The organism is Prochlorococcus marinus str. MIT 9201 (assembly GCF_000759955.1).
GTDB classification, from domain to species: domain Bacteria; phylum Cyanobacteriota; class Cyanobacteriia; order PCC-6307; family Cyanobiaceae; genus Prochlorococcus_A; species Prochlorococcus_A marinus_G.
This window is the reverse complement of record NZ_JNAL01000007.1, coordinates 195,161-214,646: the sequence shown is the minus strand read 5'-3', so window position 1 is coordinate 214,646 and position 19,486 is coordinate 195,161. Positions and strand designations below refer to the sequence as shown.

Genomic DNA, 19,486 nt, shown 5'->3' with positions numbered 1-19,486 from the left:
GCTGCTGCAATCCCTGAATAGCTATTTAATAAAGATATGACAACTGGCATATCTGCTCCACCAATTGGCAAGGTAACTCCGATACCTAATAAAGAAGAAACTATAACTAAAAGCCAAATTGAATTTGTATTGCCGTTTATCAAGTCAAAAAAGGCTATCAAGGAAGCAACTGCAAAAACAATATTTACAAAATGTCTAACTTTGCTCTGTGTCCATCCTGGAGTTGACAACCAACCCTGTAACTTTGCCATTGCCACAATTGAACCTGTGAAAGTTATGGCACCTACAAATATAGAAACAGATATAGAAACCTCATTAATCAGTGACTTGAAAAAATCAATTTTTTCTAAACTATTTGAAATTGGAAAAATAGCTACTCCCAATGCCACTAAAAGCGAAGACATTCCTCCACAACCATTGAACAATGCAACTGTCTCAGGCATCGAAGTCATGGGTACTTTTTTTGCGAGTATTGCTCCGAATAAACTACCTACAATTGATCCAATTATTATCCAGATCCAAGACTGAATCGCAATTCCAGATGTACCCAAATAATAAGAAAGCAATCCTACTACTGATAGCGACATTGCGAATGCAGCTAATCTATTGGCATCTCTCGCCGATTTTACTTTTGACAATCCTTTTATTCCCAAAGCCAGTAAAAGTACAGCTAGAAGGTCAATAACGAATTTAATGATTACAGGTAGATTCATACTAAAAATTACTTTTTATTTGATGGTTTACGACTAAACATCGCGAGCATTCGATCAGTTACAAAAAAGCCGCCTACAACATTGAAAAGAGCAAATCCAAGAGAAATTGAACCAATGATTAAAAGTGGAATGTTACCTTCTGCTTTAACAATCAAAGTCAATGCTGCCAACATTGTTATTCCTGAAATTGCATTTGCTCCACTCATTAAAGGTGTGTGAAGAGTAGGAGGAACTTTTCCAATTAACTCAAGGCCTAATAAACTACCAAGTAAAAGAACCCAAAGAAGACTTATAAAAGACATAATTTTAAAACCTCAATTTTCAAAAACTTTATTTTGAAGAACAACTCCTTCATCGCTTAATAAACATCCAGAAATGAGTTCATCCTCTTTTTCTAATTTAATTACACCATCTTTTATAAAAGGTGTAATTAAAGATGTTAAGTTCTTAGCATAAAGTGAACTTGCATCATAGGGAACTGATGCTGGCAATTCGCCAGCTCCTATCAGTTTTACCCCATCTTTAATAATAGTTTCATTTGATTTTGTTCCTTCACAATTACCTCCCTGAGAAACTGCCAAATCAATCACTACTGCACCAGGCCTCATTTTTTTAATCATGGGAGAATCTATTAAAACAGGAGCCTTTTTACCAAGAACTTGCGCAGTACATATAGCAACATCAGCTTCAGATAAATATTTAGTTAGCGTAGCCTTCTGTTTTGAAAGGAATTCAGCTGTGACAGCTTTTGCATAACCTCCAGCCTCTCCAGGTTTTTCATCCACTTCAGGAAGTTCTATAAATCTTGCTCCGAGAGACTCTACTTGTTCCTTAACAGCAGGTCTAATATCAGATACAAATACTATTGCACCAAGTCTTTTTGCTGTGGCAACTGCCTGCAATCCTGCAACGCCTCCACCGAGAACAACTACTTTTGCGGGTTGAACTGTGCCTGCTGCAGTCATAAGCATTGGGAAATATCTATCTAACTCACTTGCAGCTAAAAGAACTGCTTTATATCCAGCGATATTAGCCTGTGAAGAAAGAACATCAGATGATTGAGCTCTACTAATCCTTGGAAGCAACTCTAGTGATAAAGCTGAAATCTTATTATTACTTATAATCCTGAGAAGCTCCTTATTACCGTATGGGTTAAGAAGACCAAGAAGAATAGCGCCTTTTTTTAATTTAGTTAAATTATCCTCTGATGGAGTTTGAACACAAAAAATTAAGTCCGCTTCACCCCAAATTTTTTGATCAAAGTCACTTATTATTATTCCGCCCGATTCTTCATATGATAAGTCACTAAATCCTGATAATTTTCCTGCTGAAGTTTCAATATAAACATCACATCCAAGGCTTTTTAATTTCTTTACTGCTTCTGGTGTAGCTGAAACTCTCCTCTCACCAGAGCTTGTTTCGGAAGGAATAAGTATCTTTGTCAATTTATTTTTTTTTTTAACATTTTAAATATAAATTGAATAAAGTCAAAAGTCTTGGATATTTGTTAAAAATATATTTTCTTTTCTATAAAAAATAGCTATCTAGAATATGTAGGTACTAAATAATCCAATGAGTATAAAAGCAATCGAATGTCCCGATGGAGTATGTCATAGTCATCATGGTGGTCATGCTGTACCAAGACAAGCTATGCAGAAAAATCTAGAAAAACATGGTAAAGACTGGTGTGAGAAATTAGCAGAGAGAATTTATGAAATGTCAGTTGATACTTATTCACAGACAGTAATGCCCAGTCTCCACTCGGCAGGTTGGCAAAGAAGGCATTTAGATTGGGAATTTAAGCTGGCAGAAAATGATTCCGAACCTGATGAAGCTCTTGTTGAAGGAATTATTAATGCCACAGAAAGCTTTTTAAGGAGTAGTGAGGTGCATCGGTTATTTATTCAAGAATTAGTCCAGGGCACATTTGAGGAAGCAAATGATAAAAAAATAATTTCTAAAGCAATAAAATCTATCATTGAAGAAGAAATAGTTTGTTCACTGAGAGAGAAGAAAGAAACTCTTTTAAAGAAAGTATCAGCAAAATTAATATCAGAAGAAAAAGTTAGCGAGGAACTTGCAATAAATTCAGCTAGAGATGGTTTTGAAGAAGTTGAAAGGCTACTCGCAAATCATAGTGAGGCAGTTTAACCCTATATCTTTATATTTTCTTTATAATTGCCAAGAAATTTGGTTCAAATATAAATTAAAGATTAAATTATTGTTTGGAAGTACAAAGTTGTAACTTATTAGACAATACATATCCCTTTTAATGTGTTTATCTATATACAACTTCTAGATTTCAATGGACAATTTCATTAGAAAAAGGATTGATATTGCAACATGTTGGGCTACCAATAGAATTTCTGCGATGGATACTCTAGAAAGATACGAAGATAGCTATGCAATAGCTGAAGAATTCAGAGAGTGGATATTACATATTGGAGAAAAGAATGAAAATTTAAAAGATTCTGTTTTAAATTTCCCAAAGGAATTAAAAAAATTATTAGACCATAAATTCAACGATTAAATAATTAAACATTCGAGTGAAATCCGCCCTACATTATTTGGGTTAGTTGATTATTATTGGTAGTGAAATAAGTAAATAAATGGAAAATAAAGAAAAAAAATCTAACATAGAAAATGTTGTAATTATAGGATCAGGTCCTGCGGGTTATACAGCTGCAATATATGCAGCAAGAGCAAATCTTCAACCTTTGCTCGTAACAGGATTTAATTCTGGTGGAATTCCTGGCGGGCAATTAATGACTACAACATTTGTTGAAAATTATCCAGGTTTTCCAGATGGGGTACTAGGTCCTGAATTGATGGATCTAATGAAGGCTCAAGCAGAAAGATGGGGTACTAATTTATATGAAAGTGATGTTGTTTCAATAAATACTGATTCACATCCCTTTGAATTAAAAACTTTAGAAGGGACTATAAAAGCTAACTCAATTATTATTGCAACTGGTGCAAGTGCAAATAGATTAGGAGTGATAAACGAAGATAAATTTTGGAGTAAAGGAATAAGTGCTTGTGCAATTTGTGATGGAGCGACTCCACAATTCAGAGATGAAGAATTAGCTGTTATAGGAGGAGGCGACTCTGCATGTGAAGAAGCAGCATACCTCACAAAGTATGGCAGCAAAGTACATTTGATTGTTAGGTCAGAAAAACTAAGGGCTAGCGCAGCAATGGTTGATAGAGTAAAAGCTAATCCAAAGATAGAAATCCATTGGAACACAAAAGTTAATAAAGCTGATGGTTCTGAATGGCTTGAGAAAATAGAAACTATTCACTCTAAAGAAGGTAAAGGGGAAATCAATATAAAGGGTCTTTTTTACGCGATAGGACACACACCAAATACCAAGTTCTTAGGCAACAAGATTGATTTAGATAATAAAGGTTATATTGCTTGCAAATCAGGAAGACCAGAAACATCTATTCAAGGCATTTTCGCAGCTGGTGACGTTGTTGATTCTGAGTGGAGACAAGGAGTTACCGCTGCAGGAACTGGATGCATGGCGGCATTAGCTACCGAAAGGTGGCTAGCAGAGAAAAACTTGGCAAAAACTATAGTCAGAGAAACACCCGAACCAGATAAAAAACTCAATTCATCAGATTTTCATGAAGAAGAAGTTAATGAAGATACTTTCGATTCAAATTCTGAATGGCAAAAAGGCAGTTATGCTTTAAGGAAACTTTATCACGAGAGCAAAAAACCTCTATTAGTAATTTTTAGTTCCCCAAGCTGCGGCCCATGTCATGTTCTGAAACCACAGTTAAAAAGAGTAATTAAAGAACTTGATGGTGCAGTGCTTGGCGTTGAAATAGATATTGATAAAGATCAAGATATCGCAAAACAAGCTGGTATTAAAGGAACACCAACCGTACAACTTTTTAAAGAAAAATTATTAAAAAAACAATGGCAAGGTGTTAAGCAAAGGAGTGAGTTTAAAGAAGCGATAAAAAATATTATCTAAAGTAACCTTTTATTTATTATTTCTCTTAGGATTATTTTTATTAGTAGTAGGTCTCGCACCACCCGCATTTCTTTCTCTATAAGTTATCCTTCCTCTAGAAAGATCATAAGGACTTATTTCAACTAACACTTTGTCTCCAGCTAATAATTTAATTCTAAATTTAGTTAATTTACCTGCAGCTCTACATAAACATTGATGTCCTTCAGGTTGTTCTAAGGTAACCAAATAAAATCCATTCCCCTGCTCTTTTTCTATCACACCTGAAGTTTCAATCATTAATTAATCTTGTACTAAGTTCATATTATCAGAAAAAGATTAGCCAAAATTGATTTAAGAAAAATTACATAAATAAAAATGTGAACTTCAATTCAAATTGAAAATTTAATTTCATTAATTATTTGAAGTTGACCATAGTAAAAATTTGCTTTCGCAATTTTATCAGAATCTTCTAATTGATCAAAAAAAACAAACCCAAGGCTTTCCCATAATGAAGATCCACAAACATTATTCAATTCATTTTTTGCTTCTTTTGCAAAAATATCTAGTTTTCGTTCAAGGTTTTTAGATTTAGAAACAGACATAAAAGTTTTATATATAGTACAAATATACTATACAAGTCTAAAATTGCAATATTAAAAAGGTAATCTCTTTTTTTCTTCAATATTTAGATCTGCTTCCATTTCCCTTAATCTTTTTAGTATTTGTTGGTAGTACTCCTTTATGTAACTCTCCAGGGAGGTCATATCTTCTTTTTTAAGTTCCAATATTTCATAAGTTTTGCTCATGTCAGCATCTAATGATTCACCACTACTAGTTACTTCGGCAAAAGCCAATCTTTCAGCAACATTTAAAGAATCTTGGAAAAAGGAAACTACTTTTTGAGTGATACTAATTAGGAAAGGGGAAACTCTAAAAATTTTTGCTTTTTTTTCACTAAATTTTTCACATAAGGATATAACTTCGTTTGAATCCCATGCTTTGGGACCTACTAATGGCAATGATGTTCTATGAGTTTTTGGGTTATTTACTGCTGCTACAACAACTTTAGCCATATCTTGAGTATTCATATAAGCAATTTTAGTTGGAGTTCCACTCATCCATACTGCTTGACTATCCAAAATTGGGATGGCGAACTGACCAATAACTCCTTGCATAAAAGCTGCACATTTGAAAATTGTATAGTCTAAATCAGATTTCTCAAGAAGTCTTTCAGTGCAAAATTTTATGTCCATCAAAGGAACATTTCTAAACTTCTCTGTTAAAAGAATAGAAAGGAATATTACTCTTTTTACATTTAGAGATTCACAGGCATTAAATAAATTAAGTTTTCCATCCCAATCTATTTCATAAATACTTTTAGGATCATCTGGCCTACTAGTCGCTGAATCAATAACTACTTCAATATCTTGCAATGCATATTCAATATCAGAAGAATTTAACAAATTACCTTTAGTTAATTCACAACCCCACTCTTGTAGAAAAGAAGCTTTTCTTGGGTTTCTTACAAAGCATCTTACTTCATGTCCATCTTCTATAGCTTGCTTCGCTATTTGTCTGCCAAGTGTCCCTGTTGCTCCTACTAAAAGAATCTTCATATTTAAGATTTACTTAACTTTTAGACCATAACTCAAATTGAGATGTATTCGTGAGAATCAATCTCCCTGAAACTTTAATAACAAAGCACCACAAATCAATCCTATTGGTATCAGTACCCAAAAAACTGCTGCAATACTAAAAATTTCTTTAGCCATAGTAAAATTTATTGGTTACTATAATTTACATTCAATATACATTTATTTGTTAAAAAAGTAGATAATGCAAATATCTTGAAAATTTTGAATATATGAACAATAATTTTAAAAAAAAAATAAACATTCCTAATTACTGGAATTGGAATGGTTTTAAAATTTGCTGGAGTGTTGCAGGTGAAGATAATGAAATTCCAATTATATTTCTACATGGATTTGGCGCTAGTCGAAAACATTGGAGGAAAAATTTAGAATATTTTGCGAAAAGGAATTATGCCTCTTATTCTCTGGATTTAATAGGATTTGGGGATTCAGATCAACCTGGGATTAGACAAATTGGAAAATTAAATAATGAGATTTGGTCTAATCAAGTGAAAGACTTTATTACACAGGTGATAAGACCAAAGAATTCTAAGAAAGTAATTCTTATTGGTAATTCTTTAGGATCACTAGTTGCTTTAACATGTGCTGTTTCATTAGAGGATCAGATTGCAACAGTTATTGCATCTCCTTTGCCAGATCAAATAAAAGAAAATAAAAAATTGATAACAAAAAAATCATCATTTAAAAAATTTCAAGATAGATGCATAAGAATATTTTTTATGTTTTTCCCTTTGGAGATTATTTTGTTTTTAATAACCAAATTAGGAGTTATAAAACTGGGATTAAATTCTGCCTATTTCAAAAAAGATAATATTGATCGCGAACTTATAGATTTAGTAACCAAACCAGTTTTAAGACGAACTTCAGCTAGATCACTAAGGGCAATGTGCATTGGAATGTCTTCAAGGGATGAAAAATTTCAAGCTTCTTACCTTTTGAGAAAACTCAGTGCCTCAAAAAAAGTTCCTTTTTTGTTGATTTGGGGAGCAAAAGATAATTTCATTCCTTTGTTTGTTGGTAAAAAGATTGCAAATTTCCATAGATGGGTAAAATTAAAAATAGTATCCAATTCAGGTCATTGTATCCATGATGAAGATCCTTCAGTATTCAATAGAATCTCTTATGAATGGATTAGGGATTTAAAAACCTTTTAAAATATGAAACATACATTATCAGTTCTTGTAGAGGACGAATCAGGAGCTTTGAGTAGAATCTCAGGTCTATTTGCCAGAAGAGGGTTTAATATAGATAGCCTTGCTGTAGGCCCTGCGGAATCGAAAGGGATTTCAAGATTAACAATGGTTGTAGAAGGAGATGATGAAACTCTTCAACAGATGACTAAGCAACTTAATAAATTATTTAATGTTCTGGGAGTTGTAGATTTTACCAATCTCGCTGCTGTTGAGAGAGAATTAATGTTACTGAAAGTATCTTCAAAAGAAGATACAAGAAGCAATATCTTAGATATAGTCCAAATATTCCGAGCAAAAGTTGTAGACGTTTCAGATATAGCTTTAACACTTGAAGTTGTTGGAGATCCTGGCAAGTTAGTTGCTTTAGAGAAATTACTTGAGCCCTATGGCATTCTTGAAATAGCAAGGACTGGCAAAGTTGCTCTTAAGCGCTCTTCAGGAGTTAATACAGAAATGTTGAAAATCAACAAATATTCTCTAGAAATTTAATTAGATATTTTAATTTCCTTGATATAGTCTTCTTTATTAATTTTTTCAAGTACTTCTAATCCATTAATAATTTCTCCAAAAATGGAGTATCTTCCGTCTAATTCTGGAATCTTACTAGTTACAAAAAAAAATTCTGTAGAGGAGGATTTACTTTTCCCTCTTTTAACCATAGCAATTGAACCACTCTCAAAAGTATTTACCAAATTTTCAGTTTCATTAGGATCTTTTATTTGATAGTTGTATCTTGGTTTAACTTCATCTTTAAATTTTATTTCTAAAGGAATTGAGGGACTTGTCTTATTTATTTTTTGATTTTGTTCAAGATTAAAATTATTTTCTGGATAAACACCTCCGTGTATAAATTTCTGTTGAGGATAATTAATTATTTTGTAAAAATTTTTATTTTTATAAATATTTTTGCCTATGTTATCTAGAAAATTAGATACTGTTACAGGGTTATCTTCGCCAAATAATTTAACCTCAAAATTACCTTTTGAAGTTTTAAAATAAACAATCTTATTAACTTGGATACAACTAATTTTAAGTTTTTGACAGTAATAACTTGAATCAATCTCATTTTTAAAACTACAAGCTTGAACCAAAAACAAAAATTGAATAAAAGATAATGTTTTTAAAAAATATTTTCCTTTTATTTTAGGCCCTCCAAATTAACATTTAAAAACTTAGCCAGACGAGCACCTTCTTCTTCAACTTGGAGCAATGGTTTAAGTTGACCTGCTCCGCTAAGAGGAAGAGGTTTTTTTCTACCTTTGAGTACTAAAGCAATTCTTCTTCTAGGATTAAATCCCTCACTTATATCCAACTTAACTGATTTAATTTCATCGAAATTCAATTTAACTTCAATATCTTTAAATAATCCTTTTCTTTTTATTTCTACAGATTGTGTGGATTTATCAAACGAATTACTTCCTGAACCAAAGTTTATGTATACCAAATACCACAAGTAAAAATTTAGTAAATTGGCTATGACTCCGTATGCTCCCATTATTATTCCTTGAGGTATAAATAATAAGGTTGAAGGGTTTCCAAGAGGAAGTAGATCCCTTCCTGTATAACTAGATAAAGAAGCCAAAAGAAACCCAATACCTCCTATTGTTAGCATTCCTCCAATAATATAATTTGAAATTTTTCTTGATCCATCAATTTTTTGTTCGATTTTATCGAAAGACCTGAGATCTGAATTCATTTTTTATCTTTTTTGAACCTAATTCAGATAATTTAACAAACTTAGGGAGTATTCTTACCTATTTTTTAATAAAAAAGTCAGGAAAGCTTTACAAGGCGTTTCAGATATACAAATATTTCCCCACATTACTCTAAATCTTTGTTAAAGTCACTGCGTATCCCGAAGCTAAAAAACGATTTCTCATGACGATCGCAGTTGGTAGCGCCCCACAAAGAGGATGGTTTGATGTCCTCGATGATTGGTTGAAGCGCGACCGCTTTGTATTTATTGGTTGGTCCGGACTACTTTTACTTCCTTGTGCTTATCTTTCTATAGGTGGTTGGTTCGTCGGAACAACATTTGTTACCTCTTGGTACACACACGGAGTTGCAAGCTCCTACCTTGAAGGTTGTAACTTTTTAACAGCAGCTGTAAGTACCCCTGGTGATGCCATGGGACACAGTCTTCTATTTTTATGGGGTCCTGAAGCCCAAGGTAGTTTCGTAAGATGGCTACAACTTGGTGGTCTTTGGAACTTCGTTGCATTACATGGAGTATTTGGCCTTATTGGTTTTATGCTTCGTCAGTTTGAAATTGCTGGCCTTGTTGGAATTAGACCATACAACGCATTAGCTTTCTCAGCGGTAATTGCAGTATTTACAAGTATTTTCCTTATTTATCCTTTAGGACAGCATAGTTGGTTCTTCGCACCTTCATTCGGTGTTGCAGCAATCTTCCGTTATATACTGTTCATTCAAGGTTTTCACAATATAACTTTAAATCCATTCCACATGATGGGAGTTGCTGGAATTCTTGGTGGTGCCTTACTTTGCGCTATTCATGGAGCTACAGTACAAAATACTTTGTATGAAGATACAAGTATTTATACAGATGGTAAGGTTCAAAGTTCAACATTTAGAGCTTTTGATCCAACTCAAGAAGAAGAAACTTATTCAATGATTACAGCGAATAGATTCTGGAGTCAAATCTTCGGTATTGCTTTCTCAAACAAGCGTTTCTTACATTTCTTGATGCTATTTGTACCTGTTATGGGTATGTGGACGTCTTCAATCGGTATTGTCGGCTTAGCACTAAACTTAAGAGCTTATGATTTCGTAAGCCAAGAAATACGTGCAGCAGAAGATCCAGAATTTGAAACTTTCTACACAAAAAATATACTTTTGAACGAAGGTATGCGAGCATGGATGTCTTCTGTGGATCAACCACACGAAAACTTTGTATTCCCTGAGGAGGTTCTACCACGTGGAAACGCCCTTTAATAGTTTACTTAGAGCCCCTAACCAGAGTATTGAAGAAACTGGTTACGCTTGGTACGTAGGTAACGCCAGATTAATTAATTTATCTGGCCGTTTACTTGGAGCTCATATTGCTCACACTGGCCTCATAGTTTTTTGGGCCGGTGCAATGATGCTATTCGAAGTGAGTCATTTCACATTTGATAAACCAATGTGGGAACAAGGCTTAATTTGTATGCCTCACGTAGCAATGTTTGGTTTTGGAGTTGGCCCTGGTGGCGAAATTACTGATGTTTATCCCTTCTTTGTTGCAGGTGTAATGCATTTAGTTTCTTCAGCAGTTTTAGGATTTGGTGGTGTTTATCACTCATTAGCCGGTCCTGAAAAACTTGAACAAGACTTCCCTTTCTTTTCTACAGATTGGAGAGATAAGAATCAGATGACTAATATATTGGGTTATCACCTAATTGTTTTAGGAGTCGGCGCTCTTTTCTTCGTTTTTAACTGGATGTTTGTAGGTGGCGCTTATGACACATGGGCACCAGGTGGTGGAGAAGTTAGACTAGTCAGCCCAACATTAGATCCTAGAGTTATCCTTGGATATCTATTCAGATCTCCATGGGGAGGAGCTGGTTCTATAATCGGTGTTAACTCTATTGAAGATATTGTTGGTGGACATGTTTATGTTGGTATTACTGCCATTATTGGTGGTTTATTTCACATTTTCACAAAACCTTTTGGATGGGCAAGAAGAGCATTTATTTGGAATGGTGAAGGACTACTAAGTTATGCTCTTGGTGGAATTTGTGTAGCAAGTTTTATTGCTTCAACATTCATCTGGTTCAACAATACTGCTTACCCTTCAGAATTTTATGGCCCAACAAATGCTGAAGCTTCACAGGCTCAAAGCTTTACTTTCCTTGTGAGAGATCAAAGAATTGGTGCTAACGTAGGTTCAACAATGGGACCAACAGGTCTAGGTAAGTATCTCATGAGATCTCCTACTGGTGAAATTATATTTGGTGGTGAAACAATGAGATTTTGGGATTTCAGAGGGCCATGGTTAGAGCCTCTAAGAGGACCTAATGGATTGAGCCTTGAGAAAATCCAAAATGATATTCAGCCTTGGCAGGTAAGAAGAGCAGCTGAATATATGACTCATGCTCCTAACGCTTCTATCAACTCTGTTGGTGGAATCATTACAGAGCCCAATGCTGTTAACTTCGTTAACCTAAGACAGTGGTTAGCTGCAGCTCAATTCTTCCTAGGATGGTTTACTTTCATCGGTCACCTTTGGCATGCTGGACGTGCTAGAGCAGCCGCTGCTGGTTTCGAAAAAGGAATCGACAGAAAGAGTGAACCAGCTCTAGAAATGCCTGATCTAGATTAATTTCTATTCATTTCAAAATAGCCCTATCTATTGATAGGGTTTTTTTTTGCTCAATTTTCTTATTTATATAAATTTTTTCTGAGCCATGGCAAACTCAACCCCATCACATTACTGAAACAACCCTCTATTTTTTCTATATATTTACCGCCTATACCTTCCAAAGCAAATCCACCTGCGCAGTATAAAGGTTCGTTTGTATCTACATAACTTTTGATTTCCCAATCTTCCAACTTAGAAAAATAAACTCTTGAACTTACTGTTTTTTTAATAATTTTAGTGATTTTAAAAGTATTGGAAATTGAATCAAAATTTCCGATTATTAGAGTATGCCCCGTATGTAACAATCCAAATTCTCCAGACATTTTTTTCCATCTAATAAATGCTTCTTCTTTATTAGATGGTTTTCCATAAGCTTCTCCTTTAAATTCAAAAATTGAATCACATCCCAGGATTTCAAAAGGGCCGCATTTATATTCTTCTGGCCATGATATTTTTTGAATATTTTCAGATAAACTTTTAGCCTTTTGAAAAGATAATTCAAGAGCTAATTTCAATATATTTTTTTCTTTTATTGAATTTTCATCAAAGCCACTCGATATTTGGATAAATTCAATTTGACAATTTTCCAGTAATTTCTTTCTAGATTGGGAAGTAGAGGCTAGAATTAACACAAATTTTTTACCAAATTATAATTCAATTTACTAGTTAATAAATTTCAAAATTAATATTAATTACCAATGGAATTAGATACGAAATTAAATAAAAGTAAGAAACCAATAATGGTCCTGGGCACTTCCAGTGGAGCAGGTAAATCATTAACGGTTACTGCTATTTGCAGAATTCTTAAAAATTCAGGGGAAGATCCAATACCTTTTAAAGGTCAAAATATGAGTAACAACGCTTGGGTTGATTGGGATGGTGGAGAGATGGCATATTCACAAGCTCTTCAAGCTTTTGCTTGTGGTATTAATCCTTCTGCAGAGATGAATCCTATTTTATTAAAACCACAAGGCAATTCAATAAGTGAGGTTATACACCTTGGCAAAAGTATAGGAATAACAACTGCTAAAAATTACTATAAAGATTGGTTTATTCCAGGTTGGGAAGTAATTAAAAAAAGTCTGAGTTCTATTTATAAAAAAAGTCCAAATTGCCGTTTAATTATTGAAGGAGCTGGAAGTCCAGTAGAAATGAATTTGATTCATAGAGACCTCACTAATTTAAGAGTTGCAAAGTATCTAAATGCAAATTGCATTTTAGTTACTGATATTGAGAGAGGAGGTGTATTCGCACAAATAATTGGGACACTTGAACTCATGAAACCTGAAGAAAAAAAACTTATTAAGGGAATAATTATAAATAGATTCAGAGGAGACCTTTCATTATTTGAAGAAGGTAAAAAATGGATTGAGAGTAAAACGAAAATTCCTGTTATTGGGATTGTGCCCTGGTTGAATGATACATTTCCTCCTGAAGATTCTCTGGATTTATTAGAAAAAAAATCGATTTCCAAATATCCCGAAATAAAAGTTGGAATAATAAAATTGCCATCTATAAGTAACTTCTCAGACTTTGACCCATTGGAAAATGAAGAGTCAATATTTATTGAATGGGTTAAAGAATCGCAAAACCTGAAAAATTATGATTTTATTATTATTCCTGGGAGTAAACAAACTATTAAAGATCAAATATTTCTTGATAACTCAGGTTTATCACAGGATATAAGAGAATATTCAGAAAATAATGGGCATATTATTGGCATTTGTGGAGGTTTACAAATGTTAGGCACAATACTTGAAGATCCTTTTTTAAAAGAGGGCTCGAAAAACCCGTCAGGACAAAAGATTAGAGGCATTGGATTACTTCCATTAAAAACCACTTTCATTGAGAAAAAATTAACACGTCAAATCAGCTCAGAATCTTTTTGGCCATGCCAATCCAAAATTAATGGATTTGAAATTCACAATGGGCAAACCGAATTAGATAGTACTCAAAACTCATTAAAGATTAACCCTATCTTCAGAGACATCAATCTAGGTTGGTATAAAGAAAATAAAAAAGGTGGGACTATCGCTGCCACATACATTCATGGAATCTTTGAAAATGATATTTGGAGAGATCAATATATTAATTTGATAAGAAAGAGAAAAAAATTGCCCGCATTAGAAAAAAAAACAAGATCTTATAAAATTAAAAGAGAATCAATTATTGATAATCTTGCCAATGAATTTGACAAACATATTACCATTTCATCTTTATTAAATTGAATAAATTAATCATTAAAATTTCATGGCCTAATAATATCGAGACATATGCCTCAGAGGGAGATGACTGGTTTGCAGCAGCAGAAAAGGCAGGCTTAAAAATTCCTGCGGGTTGTTTAACAGGAAGTTGCGGAGCTTGCGAAATTGATGTGAATGGAGAAACTGTGAGAGCTTGTATTACAAATATTAAAAGTAAAAAAGAACGAATATTAAATGTTTCACTTACTACAGATCCTTTTTGGGAAAATTAAATTCTTAACTATTTCATAAAAAAAATTTTACGGAGAGTCTAGAATTAGAATTTAGTCCATATGTGCTTATATGGGAAATATAGGGAATGGTAAACCAACTCATAGTTGATAATCCCACAACACATCTCACAACACATCCCACAACACATTTAATCAATATGATTGGATTTTCATAAAATCAAAGTAATTATTGATTATCAAAGTTACTGCAAATACTTAATTTTCAACAAAAAAACTATTCCAAAAAGAAATCAACGGAGAGGGTGGGATTCGAACCCACGAATAGTTGCCTATTAAACGATTTCGAATCGTTCGCTTTCAACCACTCAGCCACCTCTCCCTTCTATTAATTATGGTTGGCATAAATGAGAAAATGTTGATCTATCTAATTTTCTTAATTTTTAATCCCAACCTGAATCTTTCATCATTTTTATTGCTAAAGAGTTATAGTTTCCTAGATCTTCTACGGTTACCGAATCAGAAGTAAATTCTCCAAAGTCTTTAACTATTGGATTTTGATTAACTTCTTTCAGTGGATGTTCAAAAGTTGGAGCAGCTAGACCTTTACTTCCTTGTGGAGATGCTAAATATTCAAGTAGCTTAATAGCTTCTTTTTTATTTGAAGCATATTTTGCCACACCTCCAGCACTAATATTTACATGCGCTGGATTAGGAGTGATGACTGATGTTTTTTTTGCATATAAAGCATCTCTCCTACCATTAACACCTGCTAACATTCTCGCTACATAGTAGTGATTAACAATTCCTACACCACATTTTTTCTTAGAGACTGCTCTTATTATCGAAATATCTCCTGGAAAAAAAGGTTGAGAAACATTAGAGATCATTCCACTTAACCAAGCTTTAGTTTCTGATTCACCTTTATTAACTATTTGATTAGCGACTAAAGATTGATTATATGGACTCTTTCTATTTCTTAAGCAAACTTTGCCTTTTAATGATGGATCAGCTAAATCTGTATAATCTTTAATCTTATTTAGATCAACAACCTTTGGGTTCGCCACCATTACTCTTACTCTTCGAGTTAGTGCATACCATTCTTTACCCCTATCTTTTAAACCATTGGGTACATCATTTTCTAGAGAGGATGATTCTATACTTTGAAGTAGTCCAGCCTTTGCAGCATTAGTAATTCTTGCTGCATCAACAAGCAATATTAAATCTGCTTGAGAATTCTTTCCCTCCCTTTTCAACCTTTCGATTAAGGATATACCTGCGGCTTCGATAAGCCTTACCTTTATTCCTGTTTCTTCCGCAAATTTCTTATAAACTCCCCTATCAGTATTATAATGCCTCCCAGAATAAACCTTCACCTCTTTTTCCATCGCACTTAGAGGTATATTTAAATTAAATAAAAAAGTAAACGTCAAAGCTGAGTAAAGTATCTTTTTTAGTTTTTGCACTTTTATCAAATAGTATCTATGGTTACTTTATATATAGATAAAGCCTAAAAATCCTTAAAGATATTTTCTATACACTTACATGTAACATTTTTTATATCCAGCATGAATTATTTAACGCTCCAGTTACTAAACGAAGAAGAAATAGAAATATTAATTAAAACTGTCAATGACCAAAATAATCTTTGGGAAGATGGAAAAAAAACAGCTGGAAGTCATGCTTCTAAAGTAAAAAATAATTTGCAATTAAATAGAAATTCAGAAATTTCAAAGAAATACTCTCAGTTAATAAAAAAAAGGATCCTGGAAAATCAACTCATTAAGAGTTTTTCGTTACCAAAAATAATTCATGGAATAATGTTTACTAAGTCATCACAGAATATGGGTTATGGGAGGCATATTGATAATCCTTTTATGTCAACAGGTAGGTCAGATTTATCCTTTACTATTTCCTTAACTAATAAAGAAAATTATGAAGGGGGAGAATTAGTTATCGAAACACTTAATTCAGAAAAAGAATTCAAGCTAGATGCAGGTCAAATGATTATTTATCCTAGTACTTTTTTACATTCAGTTAAAGAAGTAAAAACTGGAGAAAGAGTAGTATGCGTAGGTTGGATTGAAAGCTACATTAAATCAATAGAAGAAAGAGAATATTTATTTGATCTTGATGCTGGGGCTAAAAGTTTGTTGGCTAAATATGGAAGATCGGAGGAACTTGATCTTATTTTTAAGTCTTATTCAAACCTTCTTAGATTGCTAGGTAATTAAAGAATCATTTTATACATCGAATAGAAAATTGATCTAGAAATATTTAGAATATTAAATGAGTTATTTTAGTATTAAATGCCAAAAAGAAGTTCGATAGCATTATTTATAGCTGCAACAAGTGCTCTTTCAATTGCCGCCTCAGATGATTTTTCTGTAAAAGCAGGTGAAAATGATATGGGAGGACTTAAAGAGTGGAATACAGATATGCCTATTAATGCAGATTTTGTTCTAGATGATGCTGCACAAAAATTAGCTGATGAAGCTGCCAAATCAAGCGCATGTATACCTATTGGGGAGGGAGAAAACTGCTGGTAAATGATGAAAATTATAATTAATAAAAGACACCCTATAAAGGGTGTTTTTTTATGGAATTTAAGATTCGTTTAGAACTTAAACTATTTTTCAATTAGGGACTAATATAATTCTTCACCAGTTTAATCTGTTGGCATTCGTTACTCCCACAGATAATGGTTTTAAATATTAATAAATAAAAAAAAACACCCTAACAGGGTGTTTTTTTATGAATTTAAAAATTCGTTTAGAACTTAAACTGTGTTTCGATTACTGCACCAGTATAGTCTTCTCCGTCAGTTCCGTTAGCATTTGATGCTCCGAAAATTGCTGGAGTTACTGTTACTGAGTCGTTAACCTTGAAACCATAATATGCTTCCCACATGAATGCATCTTCGTCCTCACCCTCATTTTGTTGAGGTTGACCGAAAGCTACACCGATACGATCATCAGCATTGAAGGTATCTTTCCAGGTTAGACCTACGAAATAGGCATTAGTAGTGTCATCATCGTCATAACCATCCAATGATGAAGTATCATAACCGAATGAAACTTCAGGAATTGCAGTACCAGTCTCTGATGGTCTCCACCAAGCTCTTAAACCAATGTTAGTGCTGTCGTCGCTATTACGATCATCACCACGAGCTGTACTAAAGTAGCTATCTCCCCAGCCTGCAGACTTTTGGTTAACGATTGCTGAAATCGCATACTGATCTTTAGTAAGACCTACTTGAGTAGCCCAAGCAGTTTGAGTTTCGTCAGTTAAAATTCCTGTATTAGCGTATGAGTAAGTTGAAAGAGTGATTTCATTGCCATCTGCATCAGTGGCAGTATCATAAACCTTCTTAGTTCCCATTGACTTAGAAGTAAAGTTTGAACTTATCGCAAATCCATTATCTGCCTTATAAATCCAACCTGCACCTTGAGAAGTACTTGCACCATAAGCAGCTCCATTACCACCAAGAGTAAATGCTTTTAATACTGGCTTATAGATTGATGGAGTAGTTCCATGCATGTAGTAGTTTTCGATCATAGGACCGACAAAAACAGTATTCTTTTCTCCTACAGGGAATTGATACCAGATTTTATCAACCTTGATAACATTAGAGTTTCCTTTAGCAGAACTTAAATAAGTACCGTGGTCTTTATCCTTTGTCCAAGAACCTGCGTTACCTGTTTTAAGTCTTACATAAAGATTGTCATCGCCTGTGAAGCTAGTATTCAAGTTTCCTTGCCACATGTACTGGAAGAGAGCAGCTTCGTTAGAAACTGTGTCACTACCAGAACCATCGTAACTAAGAGCACCTGTGGTAAATACAACTTTACCGTCTAGAGTTGTAGTATCTGAGAATCCACCTGCCTCAAAATTATTTTGCCTTACCTCAAGGCTATCAACACGACCTTTAAGGTTTGCTATGTCTTCACTAACTTCGTTAATGAATGTATTACTGTCAAGTCTTGAAGATTTTGTTTGACTACGAGCGTAGCTGTTCATTTCTTCAATATTGACAACATCAGAAGCCTGAGCAGCTAATGGAGTTATTAAACTCAAAGATGCTCCTGCTACCAACATTTGTTGGAAGAGTTTCATTTTACCTCACACTAAAGTAGCCCACTGAAATGGGTAACTATACTGTATCGAGGGTAACAAAAAAAGAAAGGAATATAAGTTTCAGAGCAGCGTATCATTTTATACTGTTCATTCTTTTTTATGACAGTTTTATTAGGTTTCTTCTATTTAATTAATGGAAATTCCATTAATTTTCTTTCCTCTATCCAAGATGAAGCAACTTCCCTTGCTAATTTTCTAATCTTTTCAATGTATTGAGCACGATCTGTAACTGAAATAACACCTCTTGCATCAAGCAGATTAAAAGTATGGCTACATTTAAGAACAAAATCGAGCGCGGGGTAAGTCAATTTTTTTTCTATTAAATTATTTGCCTCAGTTTGGTAAAGTTCAAATAATTTTCTGAGATTATCAGGACTAGATTCAGTGAAATTATAAGAACATTGACTTTTTTCAAATTGAAGCCAAATATCACTATATTTCAAATTTTTGTTCCAATTTAAATCCCAAATACTTTCCTTATCTTGTAAGAACATTGCAATTCTCTCTAATCCGTAAGTTATTTCAATTGGAACTGGACTACAGTCAACTCCACCGCATTGTTGAAAATAAGTAAATTGAGTGACTTCCATTCCATCTAACCAAACTTCCCAGCCAACTCCCCATGCACCAAGTGTTGGAGACTCCCAATTATCTTCTACAAATCTTATGTCATGATCTCTACAATTAATTCCTAGAGATTCTAAGGATGTTAAGTACTTTTCCTGTATTTTATCTGGCGAAGGTTTAATTATTACTTGATATTGAAAGTAATGTTGGGCCCTATTAGGATTATCACCAAACCTTCCATCTGTTGGTCTCCTGCATGGTTCTGCATATGCAACACTCCAAGGTTCTGGTCCAATAGCTCTTAAAAAAGTGTGCGGATTCATTGTTCCAGCACCCTTTTCAGTATCATATGGTTGCATTATTAAACATCCTTCTTCAGACCAAAATTTATTTAAGTTTTGAATTATATCCTGAAAAAACATCTATTTAAGAAATTTAGAAATTTTAAGCAATTCCATAAAATAT

General features: G+C 33.6%; 24 protein-coding genes and 1 tRNA gene. 11 read left to right on the top strand and 14 right to left on the bottom strand.

Annotated elements, in window-relative coordinates; translation table 11 throughout:
* The 3 genes from EU95_RS0108805 to EU95_RS06010 all read right to left on the bottom strand — a co-directional run.
* Positions 1 to 713: NAD(P)(+) transhydrogenase (Re/Si-specific) subunit beta (locus tag EU95_RS0108805; protein ID WP_032521794.1), on the bottom strand; the 713-nt coding region annotated here is incomplete at its 3' end.
* A gap of 8 nt (positions 714 to 721) precedes the next feature.
* On the bottom strand, positions 722 to 1,015 hold the full coding sequence (locus EU95_RS06005) for an NAD(P) transhydrogenase subunit alpha (RefSeq protein WP_032521793.1): 294 nt from the start codon (positions 1,013 to 1,015) through the stop codon (positions 722 to 724).
* A 12-nt stretch (positions 1,016 to 1,027) separates the two neighbouring features.
* A complete protein-coding gene (locus EU95_RS06010; RefSeq protein ID WP_032521792.1) occupies positions 1,028 to 2,158 on the bottom strand; it encodes an NAD(P) transhydrogenase subunit alpha in 1,131 nt (376 codons plus the stop codon).
* A 127-nt stretch (positions 2,159 to 2,285) separates the two neighbouring features.
* On the opposite strand from EU95_RS06010, the gene EU95_RS06015 reads away from it, so the two are divergent.
* The 3 genes from EU95_RS06015 (at position 2,286) to trxB (ending at position 4,699) form a co-directional block, all read left to right on the top strand.
* Positions 2,286 to 2,864: a hypothetical protein gene (locus tag EU95_RS06015; protein WP_032521791.1), complete on the top strand. Its 579-nt coding sequence runs from the start codon at positions 2,286 to 2,288 to the stop codon at positions 2,862 to 2,864.
* Between the two features lie 154 nt (positions 2,865 to 3,018).
* Entirely contained in the window at positions 3,019 to 3,243 is a 225-nt protein-coding gene (locus EU95_RS06020) for a hypothetical protein (RefSeq protein ID WP_032520345.1), read from the top strand.
* Between the two features lie 79 nt (positions 3,244 to 3,322).
* The gene (trxB, locus tag EU95_RS06025; RefSeq protein WP_032521790.1) at positions 3,323 to 4,699 is read left to right on the top strand and encodes a thioredoxin-disulfide reductase; all 1,377 of its coding nucleotides are present in this window, start codon (positions 3,323 to 3,325) and stop codon (positions 4,697 to 4,699) included.
* A 9-nt stretch (positions 4,700 to 4,708) separates the two neighbouring features.
* Here the strand turns inward: trxB and infA are convergent, their stop codons facing one another.
* The 4 genes from infA to petM form a co-directional block, all read right to left on the bottom strand.
* Positions 4,709 to 4,975: a translation initiation factor IF-1 gene (infA, locus tag EU95_RS06030; protein WP_025906690.1), complete on the bottom strand. Its 267-nt coding sequence runs from the start codon at positions 4,973 to 4,975 to the stop codon at positions 4,709 to 4,711.
* 92 nt (positions 4,976 to 5,067) lie between these two features.
* Positions 5,068 to 5,280, bottom strand: coding sequence for a hypothetical protein (locus tag EU95_RS06035; protein WP_032521789.1), 213 nt, complete (start codon positions 5,278 to 5,280; stop codon positions 5,068 to 5,070).
* A 51-nt stretch (positions 5,281 to 5,331) separates the two neighbouring features.
* The gene (locus EU95_RS06040; protein ID WP_032521788.1) at positions 5,332 to 6,294 is read right to left on the bottom strand and encodes an NAD(P)H-binding protein; all 963 of its coding nucleotides are present in this window, start codon (positions 6,292 to 6,294) and stop codon (positions 5,332 to 5,334) included.
* Positions 6,295 to 6,351: 57 nt separating this feature from the next.
* Entirely contained in the window at positions 6,352 to 6,450 is a 99-nt protein-coding gene (gene petM, locus EU95_RS0108800; protein WP_032521786.1) for a cytochrome b6-f complex subunit PetM, read from the bottom strand.
* A 92-nt stretch (positions 6,451 to 6,542) separates the two neighbouring features.
* Between petM and EU95_RS06045 the strand changes: the two genes are divergently transcribed.
* Positions 6,543 to 7,484 (top strand): alpha/beta fold hydrolase, encoded by a 942-nt coding sequence (locus EU95_RS06045; protein ID WP_032521785.1) that lies wholly within the window; start codon positions 6,543 to 6,545, stop codon positions 7,482 to 7,484.
* Between the two features lie 3 nt (positions 7,485 to 7,487).
* A complete protein-coding gene (gene ilvN, locus EU95_RS06050) occupies positions 7,488 to 8,012 on the top strand; it encodes an acetolactate synthase small subunit (protein ID WP_012008031.1) in 525 nt (174 codons plus the stop codon).
* Here ilvN and EU95_RS06055 read toward each other — a convergent pair.
* Positions 8,009 to 8,620, bottom strand: coding sequence for a peptidylprolyl isomerase (locus EU95_RS06055; RefSeq protein ID WP_342665516.1), 612 nt, complete (start codon positions 8,618 to 8,620; stop codon positions 8,009 to 8,011). The two genes, ilvN and EU95_RS06055, sit on opposite strands and share 4 nt — an antisense overlap.
* Before the next feature lie 41 nt (positions 8,621 to 8,661).
* Entirely contained in the window at positions 8,662 to 9,219 is a 558-nt protein-coding gene (locus EU95_RS06060) for a photosystem I assembly protein Ycf4 (RefSeq protein WP_032521783.1), read from the bottom strand.
* A gap of 182 nt (positions 9,220 to 9,401) precedes the next feature.
* On the opposite strand from EU95_RS06060, the gene psbD reads away from it, so the two are divergent.
* Complete coding sequence (gene psbD, locus EU95_RS06065) at positions 9,402 to 10,478, top strand: photosystem II D2 protein (photosystem q(a) protein) (protein ID WP_032521782.1); 1,077 nt, start codon at positions 9,402 to 9,404, stop codon at positions 10,476 to 10,478.
* Positions 10,462 to 11,844, top strand: a complete 1,383-nt coding sequence (psbC, locus tag EU95_RS06070; RefSeq protein WP_032521781.1) for a photosystem II reaction center protein CP43 — start codon at positions 10,462 to 10,464, stop codon at positions 11,842 to 11,844. Before psbD ends, psbC begins: the two co-directional genes overlap by 17 nt.
* 59 nt (positions 11,845 to 11,903) lie before the next feature.
* On the opposite strand, the gene EU95_RS06075 is transcribed toward psbC, so the two are convergent.
* Positions 11,904 to 12,515 (bottom strand): nucleoside triphosphate pyrophosphatase, encoded by a 612-nt coding sequence (locus EU95_RS06075; protein WP_032521780.1) that lies wholly within the window; start codon positions 12,513 to 12,515, stop codon positions 11,904 to 11,906.
* 66 nt (positions 12,516 to 12,581) lie between these two features.
* Here EU95_RS06075 and EU95_RS06080 point away from each other — a divergent pair, with 66 nt between their 5' ends.
* Together EU95_RS06080 and EU95_RS06085 are read left to right on the top strand one after the other, a co-directional pair.
* A complete protein-coding gene (locus EU95_RS06080) occupies positions 12,582 to 14,111 on the top strand; it encodes a cobyric acid synthase (RefSeq protein WP_032521779.1) in 1,530 nt (509 codons plus the stop codon).
* Positions 14,108 to 14,359, top strand: coding sequence for a 2Fe-2S iron-sulfur cluster-binding protein (locus EU95_RS06085; RefSeq protein ID WP_032521778.1), 252 nt, complete (start codon positions 14,108 to 14,110; stop codon positions 14,357 to 14,359). Before EU95_RS06080 ends, EU95_RS06085 begins: the two co-directional genes overlap by 4 nt.
* Before the next feature lie 255 nt (positions 14,360 to 14,614).
* Here the strand turns inward: EU95_RS06085 and EU95_RS06090 are convergent.
* Positions 14,615 to 14,699: transfer RNA gene (locus tag EU95_RS06090), tRNA-Ser, on the bottom strand.
* A gap of 61 nt (positions 14,700 to 14,760) precedes the next feature.
* On the bottom strand, positions 14,761 to 15,783 hold the full coding sequence (locus EU95_RS06095; protein ID WP_032521818.1) for an extracellular solute-binding protein: 1,023 nt from the start codon (positions 15,781 to 15,783) through the stop codon (positions 14,761 to 14,763).
* Between the two features lie 102 nt (positions 15,784 to 15,885).
* Between EU95_RS06095 and EU95_RS06100 the strand changes: the two genes are divergently transcribed.
* Both EU95_RS06100 and EU95_RS06105 read left to right on the top strand, forming a co-directional pair.
* Positions 15,886 to 16,551, top strand: coding sequence for a Fe2+-dependent dioxygenase (locus EU95_RS06100; protein ID WP_032521777.1), 666 nt, complete (start codon positions 15,886 to 15,888; stop codon positions 16,549 to 16,551).
* Between the two features lie 75 nt (positions 16,552 to 16,626).
* Complete coding sequence (locus EU95_RS06105) at positions 16,627 to 16,866, top strand: hypothetical protein (protein WP_032521776.1); 240 nt, start codon at positions 16,627 to 16,629, stop codon at positions 16,864 to 16,866.
* A 223-nt stretch (positions 16,867 to 17,089) separates the two neighbouring features.
* Here the strand turns inward: EU95_RS06105 and EU95_RS06110 are convergent, their stop codons facing one another.
* The gene (locus EU95_RS06110) at positions 17,090 to 18,433 is read right to left on the bottom strand and encodes an iron uptake porin (RefSeq protein ID WP_032521775.1); all 1,344 of its coding nucleotides are present in this window, start codon (positions 18,431 to 18,433) and stop codon (positions 17,090 to 17,092) included.
* A gap of 143 nt (positions 18,434 to 18,576) precedes the next feature.
* Entirely contained in the window at positions 18,577 to 19,443 is an 867-nt protein-coding gene (gene glyQ, locus EU95_RS06115) for a glycine--tRNA ligase subunit alpha (RefSeq protein ID WP_032521774.1), read from the bottom strand.
* Between the last annotated feature and the right edge of the window lie 43 nt (positions 19,444 to 19,486).